The following is a 22,273-nucleotide window of genomic DNA, read 5'->3' on the forward strand; positions in this document are numbered from 1 at the left end:
AATTAATCAATATTTTACTTTTCAAATATACTTTTAAAAACTTAATTCAATCATTTCATTTAAAATATTTAATAATCTTACTTATATCTTTAGTAACAATATTTTGGTGGTTGGATTCAATGAAAATGAACTCATAATTATTTGATATGTTTTTTAAGGATTTTTTATTTGTATCTGAAGTTGCTAAATAAATTATGTGCGTATTTATTTGAGGCGTATGGAAATTCCATGTTGAATTGACATAAGATATTTCTATAACTTTATCAATGAGTTTTTTAGCATTCTTATTTAAATCATAATTATTATATAAATCCCTGGTTTGCTTTGCTATATCTTCTTTATTTGGCTTTTTATTACTTGCAAATGATAATGTACCATCTATAAGAATACATTTATCTACTTTTTTATCTTTCTCCAGTTTTTCAACCAGCAGTGATGCATAAATACAACCTAAAGAATATCCCGCAATAATATCACCATCACAGAATAAATCCTTAATTTCAGTATAATAATAATTAAAAATATCTTCATGATTTGTGTTTTTGATTTCATCTAATGATAATTCATATCTAAAATCATCAATAACATAGATATTTCCTTCAAAATCAATATTTTGAATTAAATCTGAAAATATTATAGATAAACCATCCATAGCAGGAATTAAAAACATGTTTTTATTAATTTTTCCTTTTTTAACTAAATTAAATCCTTTAGTGTTTAAATTTTGAGTAACGTGGAGTGCAATTTTATAAGGAGTTCTTTCCGTCATGATAGTATTGGCATTTAAAATAATATCCTTTTCAGCCAATAATGAAACAATCTGGATAGCAGCTAATGAATCTCCACCCATATTGATGAAATCATCATATATACCGATATCTTTCTCATTAAACACATTTTCAAAGGCGTCTATTATATATTTTTCAGTTTCATTCCTCGCTGCAACATATTTGCTACGTAAAGAAGAAACATCAACTTCAGGCAAAGATTTCTTATCTACTTTACCGTTAACATTCAATGGAATAGAATCTAATTTAATAACATATGAAGGCACCATATAATTTGGTTTGAGGTTGGCAACATAATCCTGAATTAATTCCCTAATTTTATTTTCCTCCAAATCATTTGATACGACAACATAAGCCACAATTTCATTATTTCCATTATTATTGACTGTTTGAACAGTTACATCATCAATAATATCCATAGTTCTTATTGTAGACTCTACTTCAGACAGTTCAATACGATTTCCCCGAACTTTAACCTGATTATCACGGCGACCTACAATACCTAATGATCCATCAGGTAAAAGTCTTACAAGGTCACCAGTACGATACATCACAGTATAATCTTTACTATCATCGAAAGGATTATTGATGAATGCTTTTTCAGTTTCTTCATCCCTATTTAAGTATCCATCAGCAATTTGAATACCTGATAAATATAACTCACCTATGGCTCCAACTGGAACTTGTCTAAATTCATTATCTAAAATATATGCTTTAATATTATTGTATAAATGACCAACTGAAGATGGATCTATCCTAGTGCTTTGTTCAATTGCACAAACGGATACACAGCCTTCTGTTGGACCATATCCATCAATAACCAGATAATCAAGAGATTTATTTACTTGACCTAATTTTTCACCACCTGTTGTTAAAACTTTCAAAGAAGTATTATCAACATTCTTTATAAATAATTTGGCAACAGGAGTAGTGATACTTGTGTATGTCACTTGATTATCAATGAAGAATTTATTTAATTCAGGAATATTTAATCTAATGTCCTCCGGAATAATGGTTAAACAAGATCCTGTAAATATTGGCAATAATATGCTCTTAATTGCCCCAGCATCAAACCCAATGGATGAAAACATAGCAAAAACATCATTCTTTTTGAGTTCAGCTATTTTATTGAAACCCTCAAGATAATTAACAATGGCTTTTCTTGTAATTTTAACGCCCTTTGGAATGCCTGTTGTTCCACTAGTATATAAAATACAGGCCAAATTACCGTCAGTAACAGGTAGAGATGTCAATGATTCAATATTTTCATTAAAAATATCATTAATATTTAAAAGAGTAATATCCAGTGATAAATTCAAAGCACGCTCATATGTTTCATCGCTAACAATAAGAACCTTGGATTTTGTATCGGTTAACATGAACTTTATACGTTCATCAGGATGATTGTCATCCAACGGTACAAAAACTGCCCCAATTGATAAAATAGCCAATATATTAAATACATAGTATTCAGATTTTTCAACTAAAAATCCAACGAAGTCTTGAGCTTTTACACCTAATTCGATCAATTTTTTAGCGATTTTATCGGACATATAAGCTCCTTCACCATAGCTATAGTATCTATTTTCACCATACACGAGTTTATTGTTTGGATATTTTGCTAAATTATCATTGAATGCATCTAAAACATTATTATATGTTAAATCCTGATCTCTTTGATTATATTCATTTAAAAGTCGAATATCATTATTTGAAATATAATTTATATCCCTTAGATTTTCTTTTTCTACAAATTGCATTAATACTTCCTTAAATACCTTTGCAAATCTTTCGGCAGTATCCTGGCTGAATTTATCTCTATGGCTGACGGAAACAACAAAACCATCATCCAAATCATTAACAACACATAAAAATTCAGAAACACAGTTTGTAAAATCACTGAATGTTATATCATCACCAACATCGGATACATCATTCAAATTACGATTATATTCAAATGTAACTTTATTGTTCAAATTAAAATCATTGGAAAGTACTCTGAATGGATAAAAACTATTGGTTAATGCTGATAAAATCAAATTAGAAGCATCATATAAATATTCATCCACAAGTCTATCTTTACAATCCATTACAATCGGAACAGTACGAACAAACATTCCTAAAGCATCCTGACTGTAATTATGATGACGTCCATGTTCGGTGAAATTATAGTAAACCTTATCCCCTCCGGTAAAACGTGAATACGTATATGCAAAAACTGAATTTAAGAAACTTCCCAAACTAACACCTTTATTTTTTACAAATGATTCAACCTGATCCCTTATACCTCTAATTGGTAGAGTAACACTACCTGCAGAACCTTCAACATCCTCTAATAAATATGCAACATCATCAATGTCTGCTAACATATCTTTGAAAAATTCATATGCTGATTTATACTCATCTGTGAATTTAGATTCAAATGATTCAGAGCCTGCATAAACAAAACCATAATCCACATCCCTATTTAATTCACCATTTATAGCACAGTTTAATTCTTTATTAAGAATGCCTACAGAAGTAGCATCGCTAATAATATGGTGCATATCATAGAATACAAACTTACCTTCACTATTTTCTATAATATAGAAACGAGCTAAAGATTTATTTAAATCAAAAGGTTTTACTAATTTAGAATAATCATCAGTGTTCACAACTTCAATTGATGGATAAGCATCACAAATTAAAAGGGAACGATCACCGGTATCTAAAATACGTGCTTTTAAAATAGGATGTTTGTCAATCAACTCGCGGATGCCCTTTTCAATTTCATCAATAGATTTTGACAATCCACATTCAAAAACACCCAAAACCGAATAACTTATTCCCTTATCATGCATTTTTTCATCCAAATAAACTCCCAATTGGGGTTCAGATAAACAACAAACTATACCTTCTTTTTTGAAACTATAATTTCCAATGAATTTTAATTCAGACAAAATATTTTCATGGAAAGTCTTGAATTCATCGCCTATATAAGTTCCATCTGCATAATTTCCTCTAAAAAGATAATAATTATCTATACGAGAAATATTAAAGGAAATACCATAGGATTCAGCATCAACATCAATATCTATAATTTCATCATTATCTGATAGATAATCATTTATTGATTCGAATAATTTATTTTTAAAAATGAATTCTGAGCTTAAGAAATTAAATGAAACTGGGCAATGTTTAAATTCCAATTCACCAGTAGTGTAAATTAAAGAAGAATAATTAAGACCTAAATTATCAATATCTTTAAAAGCAGTTTTAAGATTATAAACATCTTCCATTAATGAAATATTGTCATACCCATTACTTATCTTAATTGAAACAGGATATTGGCTAGTGAACCAACCTATTGTTCTTGAAACATTAGCTAAATTTTCATCACGACCATAAGATTCAACATTGAAAACAATATTTTTATCATAGGTCTTTTTATATGCACGTGCTATTGCTAAAGCCAAGTATTCATTTTCAGATAACATTAACAAATTATCAGCATCATAGTCTATTTCAGCATTAAATGAAAATCCTCTTGAATCACCTTTAATCAAATCATCATCTAATAGATTATTAACATCAATCCAATGTTGTTTTTCTTCATCAGATATATTATTAACTAATTGTTTAACATCATTAACCCAGTTTTTATAAGGATATGGTCTTAAAAGGTCTATTTTAACACCTTCAACCAAATTAAAGTAAATTTGAGTTAAATCCCCTAATAAAATATTCCAACTAACTCCATCAATAATTAAATGATGAGCAACAATGATAAAGTAATATTCACCACCATATTTAATTAAACTGGTATCAATCAGCTTATGTTGAATATCCAATGAATTAAGCGAATCAATAAAAATATTAATCACATTTTCTTCCAAATTCTCCTTGATAATATATTCGTTAATATTATACTGGCGAGCGTTTAAAGGCAGGATTTCCTGAATAGGAGTATCTCCTTCAAATCTATAAACTGCACGCAGCATGTCATGGATATTAACTAACTCATTTAAAGCCTGCTGTAATTTATCAACATCAATATCTTCACTCATTTTTAAAATAAAATTCTGAGCGAACTTATTTTTATTTATATAATCAAAGAAAAACTTCTGTATAGGCAGTAATTCAACTTCACCTTCAGTAGCATCATATGAAATTTTTTCAATATGTTTTCCAATATTTTGTGCAATTAAATAAGGAGTTTTATACTTTAATATATCACTTGCATTAAAATGAATAGATTTATCATTAAGTAATGAAACAACACGAATAGCAATGATGGAATCTCCACCTAAAAGTGTGAAATCATCAAATAAACTAATTCCTTCATAATTAAATACTTCTTCAAAAACCTGGATTACAATTTCTTCCATTTTATTTGTTGGACCATAATAATCTCTATATAACTTATCCCATTCAACTTTAGGCAATTCACGTTTATTCACTTTACCATTAATTGTTAACGGAATTTCATCCAATTCAATTATAAATGAAGGAACCATATATGCGGGTTTATTTAAACTTATGTATTCGGAAATAGATTCTTTAAATTTTGGGACTTCTTTAGATAAAACAACATATGCCACTAACTCATTATTATGATTATTTTTAAATGTTTGAACTGTAACATCTTCAACATAGTCTAGCTTACTGATAATACTTTCAACAGCACTTAATTCTACACGGTTACCTCTGATTTTTACTTGCCTATCCTGACGACCTACAATACCTAATGATCCGTCAGGTAATAAACGCACCAAATCTCCAGTACGATATAGCATATTGTATTTTGGAGAATTATCAAATGGATTTTTAACGAAATTTTTGTCTGTTTCTTCCTTTTTATTTAAATATCCATTTGCAAGTTGATAACCAGAAATATATAATTCTCCGACAGCGCCTATTGGTACACGTCTGCCTTCTTTATCTAAAATGTATGCTTTAGTATTATAATTTAATAAACCTACAGAAGAATGGTGAATCTTATCTGAAACCATTGATTTACAAATAAAAGCAAATGTTTCAGTTGGACCATAACCATCAACCAAAATATAATTAGGGCTTTCAACTTCACCCAATATCTCACCACCAACAGTTAAAACTTTTAGAGAGGTTTCATCAATTTCTTTTATGAACAATCTGCCCACTTGAGTAGTAATCATAGTGTGTGTAACACCCTGACTAATAAAGTAATCATTCAAATAGGACATGTTTAGTTTGATATCTTCTGGAACAATAGACAAACAAGCTCCAGCATAAATAGTCTGAAATATAGCCTCTGAAGCTGCATCAAAACCAATATTCGCAAACAAACCATAAACATCATCATTAGTGAAATTATAATTTTCAGCATAAACTGTGGATAAGTTAAGAATTGCTTTTCTTGTAATTTTAACTCCTTTAGGAAGTCCTGTTGTTCCACTAGTATACAAAATACATGCCAAATTATTATATGTAACAGGTAAAAATGATAAATTTCCAGGATTCTCATAAATTATTTCAGATAGATTTAAAACAGTTAAATCTTTAGATATAACACCAACACGATTGTATGTTTCATCACTGACAATAATGACCTTGCTTGCAGTATCTTTCACTATGAATTCCAAACGTTTATCAGGCAAGTTATCATCCAGAGGAACATAAACTGCACCAGTAGACATTATGCCTAAAACAGCAAACATATAATATTCACTACGAGGAAGTAAAAATGCAACATAATCCTTTTCACTTATACCCATGTTGATTAATTGTTTAGCAATTTTATCTGCAATGAAAGCACCTTCGGAATAAGTGTAATGATTTTCATTTAATGAAACAAGATTGCTGTTAGGACGTTTTGCTAAATGGTCATTAAATGCATCCAAAATATCATCATAGATTAAATCTTTATCAGTCTTATTATATTCATCTAAAATTTTAATATCCTCATTAGAAATGTATTTGATTTCATTTAATTTATCAACATTTGTTATTTCATGCAAAATTAATTTATATGATTCAGCAAAGGCATTGATAAAGTCACTGGAATATTTATTGGAATAGTTAATATTTAAGTTATATTCTTCTCCATTTTGAATCACATTGACATTCAAATCGTTGATGAGATTATAGTCATTTTCGAAATCAATATCATTTTCAACAACATTTTCAGCATCATATAACAAATCTGGTATGAACTGGAATATGATATTTGAATCAAAATTGAATTCATTTGCAAGTAATCTAAATGAATAATAATTGTATTTTGTTATATCATAAAGCAATTGAGACATATATCTCATAAATGATGAAACGTCCTGATTTTCACAATTAGCCAATACCGGTAAAGTGTTTACAAACATACCTATTGCATTTAAATTATTGAATCTATCTCTTCCATTTTCAACTATATTAAATAATACCTGTTCATTAGCAACAAAACGGGATAATGTATAAGCAAAAACACCAGTGAATAAAACATTTTTAGTAATTTGATTTTCTTTAATAAATGATTTTAGTATATTGGAATTTAAATCCAAATCAACATATATAGAGCCTGATCCATCAGGCAGTACACTATCCAATAAAATACCAACATCATCATTTTCATCCAACATGCTTTTATAAAAATTATTTGCATTTTCATATTCTTCAGTATGTTTTATTTGTTGTGTGAAAGCTGAAACCTTTAAAAATGAATCATCAATGCCAACACTACCACCATCAAGAACTATCTGTAAATCTCTTTTAAATACCTGGTTGGATATTGCATCAAATATAATGTGGTGGAATGATGCAAATAACTCGAATTTTTCATTATTTTCAATTATTAAAAATCTGCATAAATTACCATTTAAATCAAATGGTTTTAATAAATATGATTTAATAAATTCATCATCACGTTGAGATTTAACAATAATAGGAGGTTTAGATCCCATCACCAAATAAGGTACATCATAATCATCACTAACATGCATTCCTAAAATCGGATGAATATTAAACATTTCTTCTATAGCATCAATTACCTCATTAACACCATATTTCTTTGAAATTTGCATGAAGAAAGGTATAATATATGAGTTTACTTTATTTTTAACTATTATATCCAAATAAACATTTAATTGTGGTTCATTTAAAGGACATCCGGAATCTAAAGAATAAACATCTAAATTAAACTGATTTTTACTAATATTTTTTGAAATTGCATGAGGAGTACGCAAACTTAAAATTTCTCCTGCAGTAATATTATAATCCTCAAGATAAGATATTAATTGGATAGCAGTTAATGAATCCCCACCAAGACGAATAAAATCATCATACACACTTATTTTTTCCTGATTGAAAACTTTTTGGAACGCTTCAACAATCTCTTTTTCTATTTCCGTTTTTGGAGCCACATAATCTGCACGCAAAGTATCAATTTCAACTTCAGGTAAAGAACGTTTGTCTACTTTTCCATTTACAGTTAGAGGAATAGAATCCATTTTAACTACAAATGAAGGAACCATATATCCCGGTTTGTTTTCACCAACATAATCACAAACATAACGCTCAATATCTTCAATTTCATCAGATGCTACAACATAAGCTACCAATTCATTATTGGATTCATTTTTAATAGTTTGAACAGTAACATCATCAACATAATCCAATTCTCGAATTGTAGATTCAATTTCAGCTAATTCAACACGATTTCCACGTATTTTAACCTGATTGTCACGACGACCAACAATAGCCAATGATCCATCAGGTAAAAATCTTACCATATCTCCACTGCGGTATAATACTTCATAACCTTTAGTACTGTTAAATGGATTTTCTAAAAATGAAGATTTTGTTTCTTCATCACGGTTTAGGTATCCTTTTGCAACTTGGTATCCTGCAATGTATAATTCGCCTACACTGCCATAAGGGACCTGCCTGAATTCATTATCCAATACATATGCTTTAGTATTATAATTCAACATACCAATTGATGAGTAATCAACTTTATCGTTATTATCAATTGAAGTTATATATGCAAAAGTCTCGGTAGGTCCATATCCATCAATAACCTTATAGTCAGACGGATTAGTTATTTCACCTAATTTTTCACCACCAACCTTTAAAACTTTTAGTGATGTTTTATCAATACTGCGCATAAAGAGTTTAGCCACCTGTGTTGTCATCATGACATGGGTAATTCCCTGATTAATGAAATAATCATTTAATCTGTCCATATCCAAACGGACATCTTCAGGAATGATTGATAAACATGCTCCATCATGAAAAGTTTGACATATTGCTTCTGAAGCAGCATCAAAACCAATGGATGCATATAATCCATAAACATGATCATTACTTAAATTGTTTTCATCAATATAATGCTCAGATATGTTAAGTATGGCTTTGCGTGTGATTTTAACACCTTTTGGAATTCCAGTAGTTCCACTGGTATATAAAATACAGGCTAAATCATCATGAACAACAGGTAATTGATTTAATGATTCTATATTCTCTCCAATAATGGAGGAAATATTTACGATTTCCATATCAGTTATATTTTGAGCGCGCTTACATGTTTCATCACTAACAATAATCGTTTTTGTATCGCAATCTTCCAGTATGAATTCTATACGTTTATCCGGCAACTTATCATCTAAAGGAACATAAACTCCGCCCATTGACATTATGCCTAAAACCGCAAACATATAATACTCACTACGAGGAAGTAAAAATGCAACATTATCCTGCCTGTTTACACCAACATCAATTAATTGTTTAGCAATTTTATCAGCCATATATGCTCCTTCACCATAGCTATAACATTTATCTTCCATGGAAACGAGTTTATTGTCAGGATATTTTGATAAGTTATAATTAAAAGCATCTAAAATATCATCATAGCCCAAATCATATTCAGTTTGATTATATTTATTTAAAATTCTTTTATCGTCTTCAGAAGTGTAATCAATCTCTTTTAAAGTTTTTTTATCTAAAATTTGAACCAGTATTTCTTTAAACACATTCACAAAACGTTCAGCAGTATTCTGGCTGATTTTATCCAAATGACTTATATTAACAATAAATCCATTATCATAGTCATTTACAACACATAAAAATTCAGAAACACCATTTGCAGTATCACTGAATACTATATTCTCATCAATATCAGGTATTTCGTTTAAAGTGGAATTATATTCAAAAGTAACATTATTGTTTAAACCAAATTCTCTTACAAGTAATCTGAAAGGATAAATACTGTTTGCCATAGATTCTAAAATCAAATCAGAAACATCACGAACATAGTCATTAATTTGTCTGTCTTTACAATCCACAATAACCGGAATAGTACGGATAAACATTCCAACAGCATTTTGATTATAAGATTCATGACGTCCATGTTCAGTGAAATTATAATAAACTTTATTACTTCCTGTGAAACGAGAATAAGTGTATGCAAAAACGGAATTTAATAAATTACCTATACTAATACCATTCTCTCGAATAAATTGTTCAGCACGTTCTCGAACATCAGGAATAAACAGACTGACACTACCATTACGTCCGTCAATGTCATCCACTAAAGACTCAACATCATCCATATCGTCAAATTCCATATTAAAGAATTCATGAGCAGATTCATAACGTGATTCGAATTTGGATTCAAATGAATCATAACTATCGTAAATAAAACCTAAATCTATTGAATCATCTAAAGAATTATCCAATGCTTCATTTAATTCCTTATTAATAATACCACGAGTGCTTGCATCACTGATAATATGGTGCAGATCGTAAAAGATAAATTTACTTTCAGGTTTATCAATAATAAAGAATCTGGCTAAATTCGTATCCAAATCAAATGGTTTGACTAATTCAGAATAATCATCAGTATCGACAACTTCAATTGACGGATAACTGTCACAAACCAAAAGAGGCATATCTGCAGTATCCAAAATACGGCCTTTTAAAATAGGATGCTTATCAATTAAAGAATAAATAGCTTGTTTAATATCATTAACGGATTTATCCAATTTACATTCCAGAATATCATTTGAAGAATAGGCTATTCCCTTATCGTTGACTTTTTCATCCAGATAAATTCCAATTTGTGGTTCAGACAAGCAGGTGACAATACCATCATCAAATTTATAATTTCCAATGAAATCCAGTTCTTTTTTAATATTTTCAACAAATGTATCAAATTCATCCCCAATATATGTATCCATTGCATAATATCCGCTGAAAATATAAGAACCACCCATATTAAATACGTTTAAGGTAATTCCATAAAATTCAGAGCCCTGTCTAAATTCATATAACTCATCCAAATTAAATAAATCATAATTAATTGATTTGAAAAGTTCATTTTCAAAAATAAATTCATCACTTAAGAAATTAAATGTGACTGGGCATTGTTTATACTCCAATTCTTTAAGAGTATAAATTAAAGAAGCATAATTTAAACCTAAATGATTAACGTCCTTAAATGCAGTTTTAAGACCATAAACATCATTAGCTAAAGAAATATTGTCATAATCATTACTTACATCTACAAGTACAGGGTATTTGCTTGTAAACCAACCCAAGGTTCCTGCCACATTGGCAATACTTTCATCACGCCCATGTGTTTCCCTATTAAAAATAATATTTTTACCATAAGTCTTTTTATAAGCACGGGCTATACTTAAAGCTAAATACTCTTCTTCAGACAATCTTAATAAATTATTAACATCAAATTTAATGTCCATATTAAAATTAAAAGGATTTGACTGCCCTTTAATGGAAGATTCATCTATTGATTCATTAATTTTAATCCAATGTTGTTTTTCACTTTCAGGAATGTTTTCAACCAATTGTTTAACATCATCGACCCATAATTTGTAAGGATATGGTCTTAAAAGATTAATTTCATTATCTTTAACCATCCGCGTATAAATTTGAGTTAAATCATTGATTAAAATACTCCAACTAACACCATCAATAATTAAATGATGAATTACGAAAACAAGATATGAATCATCTTCATGGTGAATCAAATTAATCTTTATCAATTCACCATTTATATCCAATGAATCATTTAATTCAATGATTATATCTTTTATACTATTTTTAAAATCATTATCTATAGTATATTCCTTGATTTTACAGATATGAGTATTAATTGGCATTATCTCCTGAATTATCTCATCATTATCATTTCTGTATTTTACCCTTAACATGTCATGAACATTAGTTAATTCATCAAATGCTTTCTGTAAAATATCCAGATTCAGATTAATTTTTGACTTTAAAATAAATTCCTGAGAATAATTGTTGGCGTTTATTTTATCAAAGAAGTAATCCTGAATTGGGAGAAGATCCACATTACCTTCAGTTGCATCATATGAAACCTGATCAAACACACTAATATTCTGTGCAATTACATATGGAGTTTTATAATCTAGAATGTCTCTTGCATTACAGTCAATTCCTCTTTTTTGAAGTAATGAAACAACACGAATAGCAGAAATAGAATCTCCACCTAACTGAATAAAATCATCATATAAACCAATGCCCTTTTGGTTAAATACTTCTTCAAACACATCAACTATTGCTTTTTCTTCTTCTGTTGTTGGTGGAACAAATTCGGCATGTAAACTATCCAAATCCACTTTAGGCAATGCATGTTTATCAACTTTACCGTTAATATTCAATGGAATTTCATCTAATTTTATTACATATGAAGGAACCATATAATCCGGTTTACGCTCCCTTACATAATTAGAAATTGAATCAAATAATTCTTTATTTTCCAAATCCTTTGAAGATACAATATATGCTATCAACTCATTATTCCCATTGTTATTAACTATTTGAATTGTAACATCTTTTACATAATCGATACTTCTGATTGTTGATTCCACTTCAGACAGTTCTACACGATTTCCACGGATTTTAACTTGATTGTCTTGACGGCCTAAAATACTTAAAGTGCCATCAGACAACATACGCACCATATCACCAGTGCAATACAATTTAGAGTAATTTTTATCATTATCAAATGGATTATCAATAAATGATTTATGATTTTCCTCATCCCGGTTTAAATAACCTTTAGAAACCTGATAACCTGCCAAATGCAATTCCCCTATGGCACCATAAGGAACTGGCCTTTTTTCTGAATCCAAAATATAAACTTTTGAATTGTAATTAAGATGCCCAATGGAAGAATAATCTTTCTTATCTTCGTATTTAATTGAGGTGATGAAGTTATTTGTTTCAGTAGGGCCGTATTCATCAACCAGAATATAATTTTCCGGATTTTTTATTTCTCCTAATTTTTCCCCACCTACAAATAAAAAGTTTAAAGAAGTATTATCATTAATTTCCATAAACAGTTTACCCACCGGAGTAGTAATCATGGTATGAGTCACATTTTGCTCAATGAAATATTCATTCAATTTTACCATATTTAATTTTATATCATTTGGGACTATTGATAGACAAGACCCAGCATAAATAGCTTTAAATATAGATTCACAACCGGCATCAAATCCAATTGACGGATATAAACCATAAACATCATCATTGTTTAAATCATAAGTGTCTGCATAATAAGCAGCAACATTAAGAATAGATTTTCTAGTAACTTTTACTCCTTTAGGAAAACCAGTACTACCACTAGTATATAAAATTGAAGCAACATCCCCATAACAGATATCAAGATGATTCAGATGTCCTATACCTTCATTGACAATATCTGATATGTTTATAATAATTGAATCTTTAAATAACGTTTTAGCACGTTGATAAGTATTATCAGTAGTAAGAATAACCTTAGCATTCGTATCTTTAACTATAAATTCAATCCTATTATCTGGATGAGAATCATCCAAAGGAACAAAAATGGCTCCTACAGACAGGATTCCTAAAACAGAAAATACATACCATTCGGAACGATCAACTAAAAATGCAACACAATCCTGAGAGTTAATATTTAAATCCGACAATTTCCTAGCTATTTTATCCGAAATAAAAGCACCTTCAGAATAACTATATGAAACATTATTATATGATACCAATTTATTATCAGGATATTTGGCAAGATTATTATTGAATGCTTCCAAAATATCTTTATAATCCAAATCATGTTCAGTTTGATTATAAAGATTCAATAAATCCAAATCTTCATTGCTGGTGTATTCAATATCTTTTAATTCATTTTTATCCAGCATCTGAATTAGTATTTCCTTATATGAATTTAAAAAGCGAATAATTGTGTCATTATTGTATTTTTTGGAAGAACTTACGCTTACTAAAATACCGTCAGACAAATCATTTACTATACATAAAAAGTCTGAAACCAGATCAAATAGATTGTTTTCAATTATCAATTCATCATCTATGTTTGGAAGTTCATTTAAATTAGAATTATACTCAAAGGTCACGTCATTTGTTAAATCAAATTTTCGGGCAAGCAATCGGTATGGATAGAAACTATATTTCATGGCATCTAAAAATAAATCAGAAGTGTCAGTTAAAAACTCTATAATAGATTTATTTTCACAATTAACTATTATAGGGATTGTTTTAACATACATACCTAATGCATTTTGATTGTATGATTCATGACGCCCATTTTCGGTGAAAGTATAGTAAACTTTTTCATTACCCATGAAACGAGAATAAGTATAAGCAAATACTGCATTGAATAAATTACCTGCAGTTATTCCATTTTTATGGCAAAATGATTCTATTTTTTCTTTAATTCCAACAATCGGAATACGAATAGTATTTTCAATACCATCAATATCATTTAACAAATTAGATATATTATCAATACCGGAAATATTGCTGCTGAAGAAGTTACTGGCATCTTCATAATCTGTTTTAAATTTTAAATTGAATGAATCAATACTATTATAAATAAAACCCAAATCAACAGTATCGTCCAATTCTCCATTTAAAATTTTACTTAATTCTTTATCAATAAGTATAGTACTAGTTGCATCATTAATTAAATGATGTATGTCATAAAATATGAATTTACCCTCTTTATTTTCATTAATATAAAAACGGGCCAGAGATTCATTCAAATTGAAAGGTTTAATCAATTTAGAATAATCCTCCACATCCACCACTTCAATTAATGGATGACTATCACAAATTAAAAGAGGTGTTTCCCCATCTATAACACGGCCTTTTAAAACAGGATGCTTATCGATTAAATAGGTTATTGCATTTTTTATATCTTCAATAGAATGGTCGAATCCGCATTCAAAGATTTTTGGAATTGAATAAGCATTACCCTTGTCATGTATTTTTTCATCCAGATAAACTCCTAATTGTGATTCAGATAAAGCACAAACATAATTATCAAATTTATATTCTCCTATAAACTTTAATTCATATTTTATATTTTCAACGAATTCATTAAATTGTTTTGAAATGTATGTGTCATCAGCATAATCTCCTTTAAAAATATAATATTCATCTCCACGAACCACATTTATGCTAATACCATATGTTTTACGACTGAATATTTTTTCATCATTCAATTCGACGTAATCTGATTCAAACAGCTCATTTTTAAAGATAAATTCTGTACTTAAAAAGTTATAAGTTACTGGACAATGTTTATACTCCAATTCATCCAAAGTATAAATTAAAGAAGAATAATTTAATCCTAAATGTTTAACTCCATTAAATGCATTTTTAATATTATAAACATCGTTCATTAGTGAAACATTATCATAACCCTGATTAACATCAACCGGAACTGGGAATTGGCTAGTAAACCAGCCGATTGTTTTGCCAACATCAGCAATGCTTTCATCACGACCATGAGATTCACGATTAAAAATAATATCTTTTCCATATGTCTTTTTATAAGCCCTTGCAATAGCTAAAGCAATATATTCATCTTCACTTAACATTAAAAGATTATCAGTATCAAAAGACACATCCATTCTAAAAGAATAATCCTTAGGATTACCTTCAATTAAAGAATCATCCAATAAATTATTTATTTGAGTCCAATGTTGTTTTTCTTCATCAGAAATATCATTAGCTAAAGATTTAACATCTTCCACCCATAATTTATACGGATAAGGTCTTAAAAGGCTATTTTGACTATCGTCTGTATATAGATAAGTTAAATCATCTATCAAAATACTCCAGCTTACACCATCTACAATTAAATGATGAATTACAAATACCAGATAATCCTCATCACCACAATGAACTAAAGATATTTTTATCAATTCATTTTCAATATCAATAGAATCTTTAGATTCTTTAATAATCATTTTTATGGTTTTATTGAAATTATTTGTGTCATATTCTTTAATTTCACAAACCTGCTCATTCAATGGAAGTATTCCTTGAACAATATTGTCATCTGCGTGTCTGTAAGTTGCCCTTAACATATCATGAATATCAGATAATTTATTGAATGCTGATTGCAATCGATTTAAATCTAATTTTATTTTAGATTTTAGGACAAACTCCTGTGTAAAATCATTACGGTTTACATAATCAAAGTAATAGCTTTGTATAGGCAACAAATCAACTTTTCCTTCAGTAGGATCATATGAAATTTTATCAATTTTTTCTATATTTTGAGCAATTAAATAAGGAGTTTTATAATTCAATATGTCCCTTGCAGTACATGAAATATTATTTTTTTCAAGCAATGAAACAACACGGATTGCAGTGATAGAATTTCCACCAAGACGGACAAAGTCATCATATAAACCAATGCCTTTTTTATTAAATGCAACTTCAAATGAATTGACAATCTGCTTTTCAATTTCATTTGTTGGAACAACGTATTCCACTTCCAAATTAAGACTGTCAACTTTAGGCAAAGCACGTTTATCCACTTTACCATTAACGGTTAACGGAATCGTATCTAATTTAACTACAAACGAAGGAACCATATAAGGAGGCTTATATTTTCTCACATGATTTTGAATATAATCTACAATGTCACCTTCTTCAAATTCATCAGATACAACCACATATGCCACTAATTCATTATTGTCGTTATTTTTAAAAGATTGAACAGTTACATCTTCAATAAAGTCTAATTTTCGAATCACACTCTCAATTTCAGATAGTTCTACACGATTTCCACGAATTTTAATCTGATTATCCTGACGATTAACAATAGCTATAGACCCATCAGGCAGTAATCTTACCATATCACCCGTATGATATAATACATTATAATCCTCACTTTCATCAAATGGATTAATGACAAATGATTCATTTGTTTCCTTTTCACGATTTAAATACCCATCAGCAATTTGATATCCTGAAAGACATAATTCTCCAACAGCACCAACAGGAACCTGTCTACCATCAGCATCCAAAATATATGCTTTAGAATTAAAATTCAACATACCAATTGATGACGGGTCGATTTTATCTGAATTTTTAATTGAAGAAATAAATGCAAAAGTCTCTGTTGGTCCAAAAGCATCGACTAAACAGTAATCTGCAGGATTTTTGAATTCACCTAACTTTTCACCACCCACAGTTAAAACCTTCAAGGAATTGTTTTCAACAGTATTCATGAAAATTTTACCAACTTGAGTAGTTAACATTGTATGAGTAACACCCTGTGAAATGAAATATTTATTTAGTTCATTTATATTTAAACGAATATTTTCCGGAACAATAGATAAGCATGACCCAGCATAGATACTTTGACATATTGCCTGAGACGCAGCATCAAATCCAATTGTTGCAAATAATCCATAAACATCCCCATTATTCAATCCACATTTATCCACGTAATTAGCCACTAAATTAAGAATAGCCTTTCTTGTAATTTTAACACCTTTAGGAGTGCCTGTGGTACCGCTAGTATATAAAATACAAGCCAAATTGCCATAAATAACAGGCAACTTGGATAAGTTTCCAATTTCATCATCCATAATATTTGAAATATTTAAAATTATACCCTCAGGGGATAACTTTTTTGCCCTTTCATATGTTTTATCATTAGCAATAACAATTTTAGAAGAGCTATCCTTTAAAATAAACTTTAAACTAGCATCGGGCAAACTATCATCCAACGGAACATAAACTCCACCACATGAGAGGATACTTAAAACAGAAAACATATATAATTCTGATCTTTCAACTAAAAATGCAATCTTGTCCTGTTGCTCAATACCCAAATCAATTAATTTCTTACTTATTTTATCGATAATATAAGCCCCTTCACCATAGCTATAATAAGTGTCATTGTAGGACACCAGCTTGTTTTTAGGATACTTTGAAAGATTTTCATTAAATGCGTCCAAAACATCATTATACTCAAGATTTTTTTCTATTTGATTATAACTATCCAATAAAGATAAATCTGATTGAGTAGTGTATGTAATGTCAGATAATTCAGTTACATTCATTATTTCTTTTAAAATTAATTTATAAGATTTACAAAAACGTTCAATGAGTTCTTTTGAGAATTTATCAGAATAAAATATTTTTATCCCCATTTTGTTGTCTTTTAAATCAAAGATATGAAATGACATGTCTCCATGCATATCATGTTTTAATTCTTCAGCACTGTAACCAAATTTTCCCTCTTTAAATGTGTTAGAAAAGATATCGTGAGAATATTGGAATAAAATATTAGAATTTAAATCATATTCATGAGCCAAAATACGGAAAGGATACAAATCATACATCATGACGCCATTAATCAAACTGCGAGAATAATGCATAAATGAATCTATATTTTGATTAGTACAGTCAAAAATCAGCGGTAGTGTACGAACATACATTCCAACGGATTGAGATAAATCAATGTGTCCTCTACCATTTTCAATTAAATCAAATGATACTTTTGAAGAACCCGTAAACCTGGATAAAGTATAAGCAAATACACTAGTGAAAAACTGATTAAGAGTAACTTGCTTTTCATTCAGAAATGAATTCAAATTTTCATTATCAATAGCTATCTCATCAATATATTCACCATCATCTGAATCATCATTGGCAACAGATGCCAATAAGTCATATGTCTCATCGTAATCAGCCAGCATTTCATCAAAGAATTTTTCTGCATTATTCATATAATCTTGATTGATGCTAGTTTCTTCAAATGAAATTTGTCTTAAAATACCATCATCAATTGAATTTACTTTTGAACCCTGTAAAATTTTTAAAAATGTTTTTGAAAGAATATTGGCAGAAGTACCATCAAAAATTAGATGATGACAATCAATACATAATATTGTCGAATCTCCATTGTTCACTATTAAAAATCTGGATAGATACTTATCCAGTTCAAAAGGTTGGACAAATTCATCAATATCACCAACCAATCCTTCTTTGATTTCAGGATTGGCATCAAAACTAAAGTATGAATCACCATTATCATTAACGACACAGGCAGATAAAACAGGATAAACTTCAAATAAACTTTTTATTGCATTTTTTATTTCATCAACAGAATAAGGATAATTAAATTCAATTTTAAATGGATTATTATATTCTGTTTTTGTTTCATTAACCATTTCATCAGAATAAACATTTAATTGAGACTCGGATAAAGGACATAAATCATCAAATGTATATTTAACATCAATTGTTGAGTGAATATCCAAATCATATTTAATTTTGTTTGAAATATTTGCAGGAGTTCCCAGTTCAATTATTTCATTGGATGATAAAGTAACTCCTGTTTTTTCTTTCAATAACATTTGCAGATTCATTGCTGATAAAGAGTTTCCTCCCAACTCCACAAAATCACTATCTATCAAAACAACATCCTGATTTAAAACTTCTTTAAAAGCATCAATAACAATATAAAGAGTGTCATCTTCAATATAATTGCCATAATTTTGATTTTTCAACATTTCTTTTAATGCAATTTTATCAATTTTACCATTAACATTTAAAGGAATCTTTTCTAATTCTATAAATAATGAAGGGATCATATAATAAGGTAATTCCATTTTTAAAGCATTTTTTACATCATTTATATCTACTTCATCATTGGTTGTGTAGAATGCAATGAGATTATCATGATCCACATCCAGATAAATCTCAGAAATTCCCTTGAATTTTTTCATAATAGTTAAAATCTCACCGGATTCTATCCTAAATCCTCTAACTGATAATTGATTATCTTCACGGCCAATAATTTCAATTTCACCATCAAAATTATAAAAACCTATATCTCCTGTACGATACATCTTTTTATTATCACAGTAAGGGTCATCGACAAAGACTTCACTGGTTAATTCAGGCTCGTTATAATATCCGGGACTTATATATTCACCGGAAATACATATTTCTCCCGGAACTCCTATAGGCATTTGATTATAATTTTTATCTAGGATATGAACTTCCAAATTTGCGATTGGCCTACCGATTGGAACATCATCGCTGCCCATATCATTTAAATCATAAAATTTTATAATTCCAACAATTATCTCAGTTGTACCATAAAAATTGATTAATCTGGTATGTCTCTCAATTTTACTTAATTTATCTACTTTTGAACCTGCTAAAACCAGATAATCCAATTTTAAATCTTCATTTTCATAAATAGGAATCCCCACAGATGGAGGTAATATTAAATGTTTCATAGGATGCTCTTTAAGGGCTTTAATTAACAATAAAATATCTTTTTGTTCGCGTTCATTGAAAATTCTACAGCAACAGCCATCGATTAATGAAGCAAATATCAGATATGATGCGATAAAACTAAAGCTAAGGAAACATCCAATAACATCATTGGGAGAAATATCAAAAAGATTTTTTATTAAAGGATGTAAGTTAGAAATTTGTTTATTTGAAACCATAACTCCCTTTGGAATATTAGTTGTTCCTGAAGTAAACATAATAGAAAATAAATCATTACCCTTAGGGATTATGTCCACCTCGACTTCATCATCATAGTTCAAATCTTCAATAAGTATTGTATCGATATTAAAATTATTTGAATTTGCAACATCACCTGTTGTAATAATATTTTCTATCTGTGCAATATTTATCATATATTCTATACGATGAATAGGTAATAAAAGGTCAATTGGAATAAAAACAGCACCAAGTTTATTTAATGCCAATACTAATTCGGGAAAATGATAATTACGAGGAAGCATTAAAGCAACATGATTTCCGAAACCAATTCCATAATTCTCATGTAAGTCATTAGCAATTGAATTACTTGACTTTTCCAAATCTCCATAAGAAACCTTATCTACACCATCATCAACAGCTATTGTATCTGGTTGATTTAAGGCATTTCTACGGAAAATTTTAGCAAATACTTCATCTTCATCAAATTCAATTTCTTTTCCTTTACTAAAATCTGAAAGCAAATTTTTTTCATTAGGTGAAAGAATATTAATGTCTTTTAAAAGCTGATTAGGACAATCCATTACATTTTTTATCAAAAACTCAATATTTTCAGCCATATGATTCATGTAAACATCTGAAAAAACATCCTCATTATAAACTAAATTTAATGAATTTTCATAAATATTTAATGTTAAAACAGAATTTTCACTGTTTAATACATCCACATCTTCCGGTAATCCTGTAAAATCATAAATACCATATGATGAAAATATATTCTTCAAATAATTATCAATATCTACTTTTGTATTTTCAGTTGCAACTTTGTAAACTTTCTCAATTTCCTTTAAATAATCAATGAATGAATAATCTTTAAAATATTTAATTTTTAAATATGTGTTTTTATCAAATAATCCAAAATTATTGGATACAACAGTTTTTAAAATAGAACCTTGAGTTCTATCAATCCTAGACAAATATAGTGAAAAAATTGCAGTAAAGAAATTAAATTTAGAAATATCATGCTCATTTAAAAATTTAGTGGTCGTTTCATTATCGAATGAAATTTCAATATTTTTATAATTATCTGATTTAACTTTATAGAATTTAACATAATTACCTGCATCTGAAAAATGATTATTCCAAAAATCAGAATCTCTTTTAAAATCAGAGGAAGATAAATAACTATTTACATCATCATAATATCCTAAAAAATCATTTTTAACTAAATTATCATTTGGATTATTAAAAATTTCATAAAATTTGTTTATTGAAGTATAATCAAAAATTGAATGATGTATATTTGCTAAAATAGTTAATTTTTCATTATTTTTTAAAACTAAAAATTTGTATAATGGTGAATTAATAACATTTTCAAACTTGAAATTAAAAAATGAATCAATTTCCTTATTAATGTCATTAAAATTCCAATCAGAAACCTCTTTTAATTTATAAATTTTTTCATTTTTAAAATAAAAAGGTTTTAAATTTTCATCAAAACGTATATTCAATAAAGATTCGATTTTTTTAAAAATATCCCCTAATAAATCATTCTTTACTGACACATTTTTAATTATAAATTTAATTTCATTATTCATTTTACCACATAGATTATCTATGATATTATTTAATAAAATATAATATAAATTTATTTTTATACAAATATATGCAAAATGAAATTTTTCATGAAAAATAATTTAGAAAAATGAAAAAATGTGAAA

General features: G+C 28.6%; 1 protein-coding gene. It reads right to left on the reverse strand.

From position 1 onward, the window contains the following. Positions 1–55: 55 nt before the first annotated feature. A complete protein-coding gene (locus tag ACKI5C_RS02690; protein WP_407431688.1) occupies positions 56–22,150 on the reverse strand; it encodes an amino acid adenylation domain-containing protein in 22,095 nt (7,364 codons plus the stop codon). Between the last annotated feature and the right edge of the window lie 123 nt (positions 22,151–22,273).

Origin of the sequence: Methanobrevibacter sp. (assembly GCF_045646045.1) — an archaeon.
Lineage (GTDB): Archaea > Methanobacteriota > Methanobacteria > Methanobacteriales > Methanobacteriaceae > Methanocatella.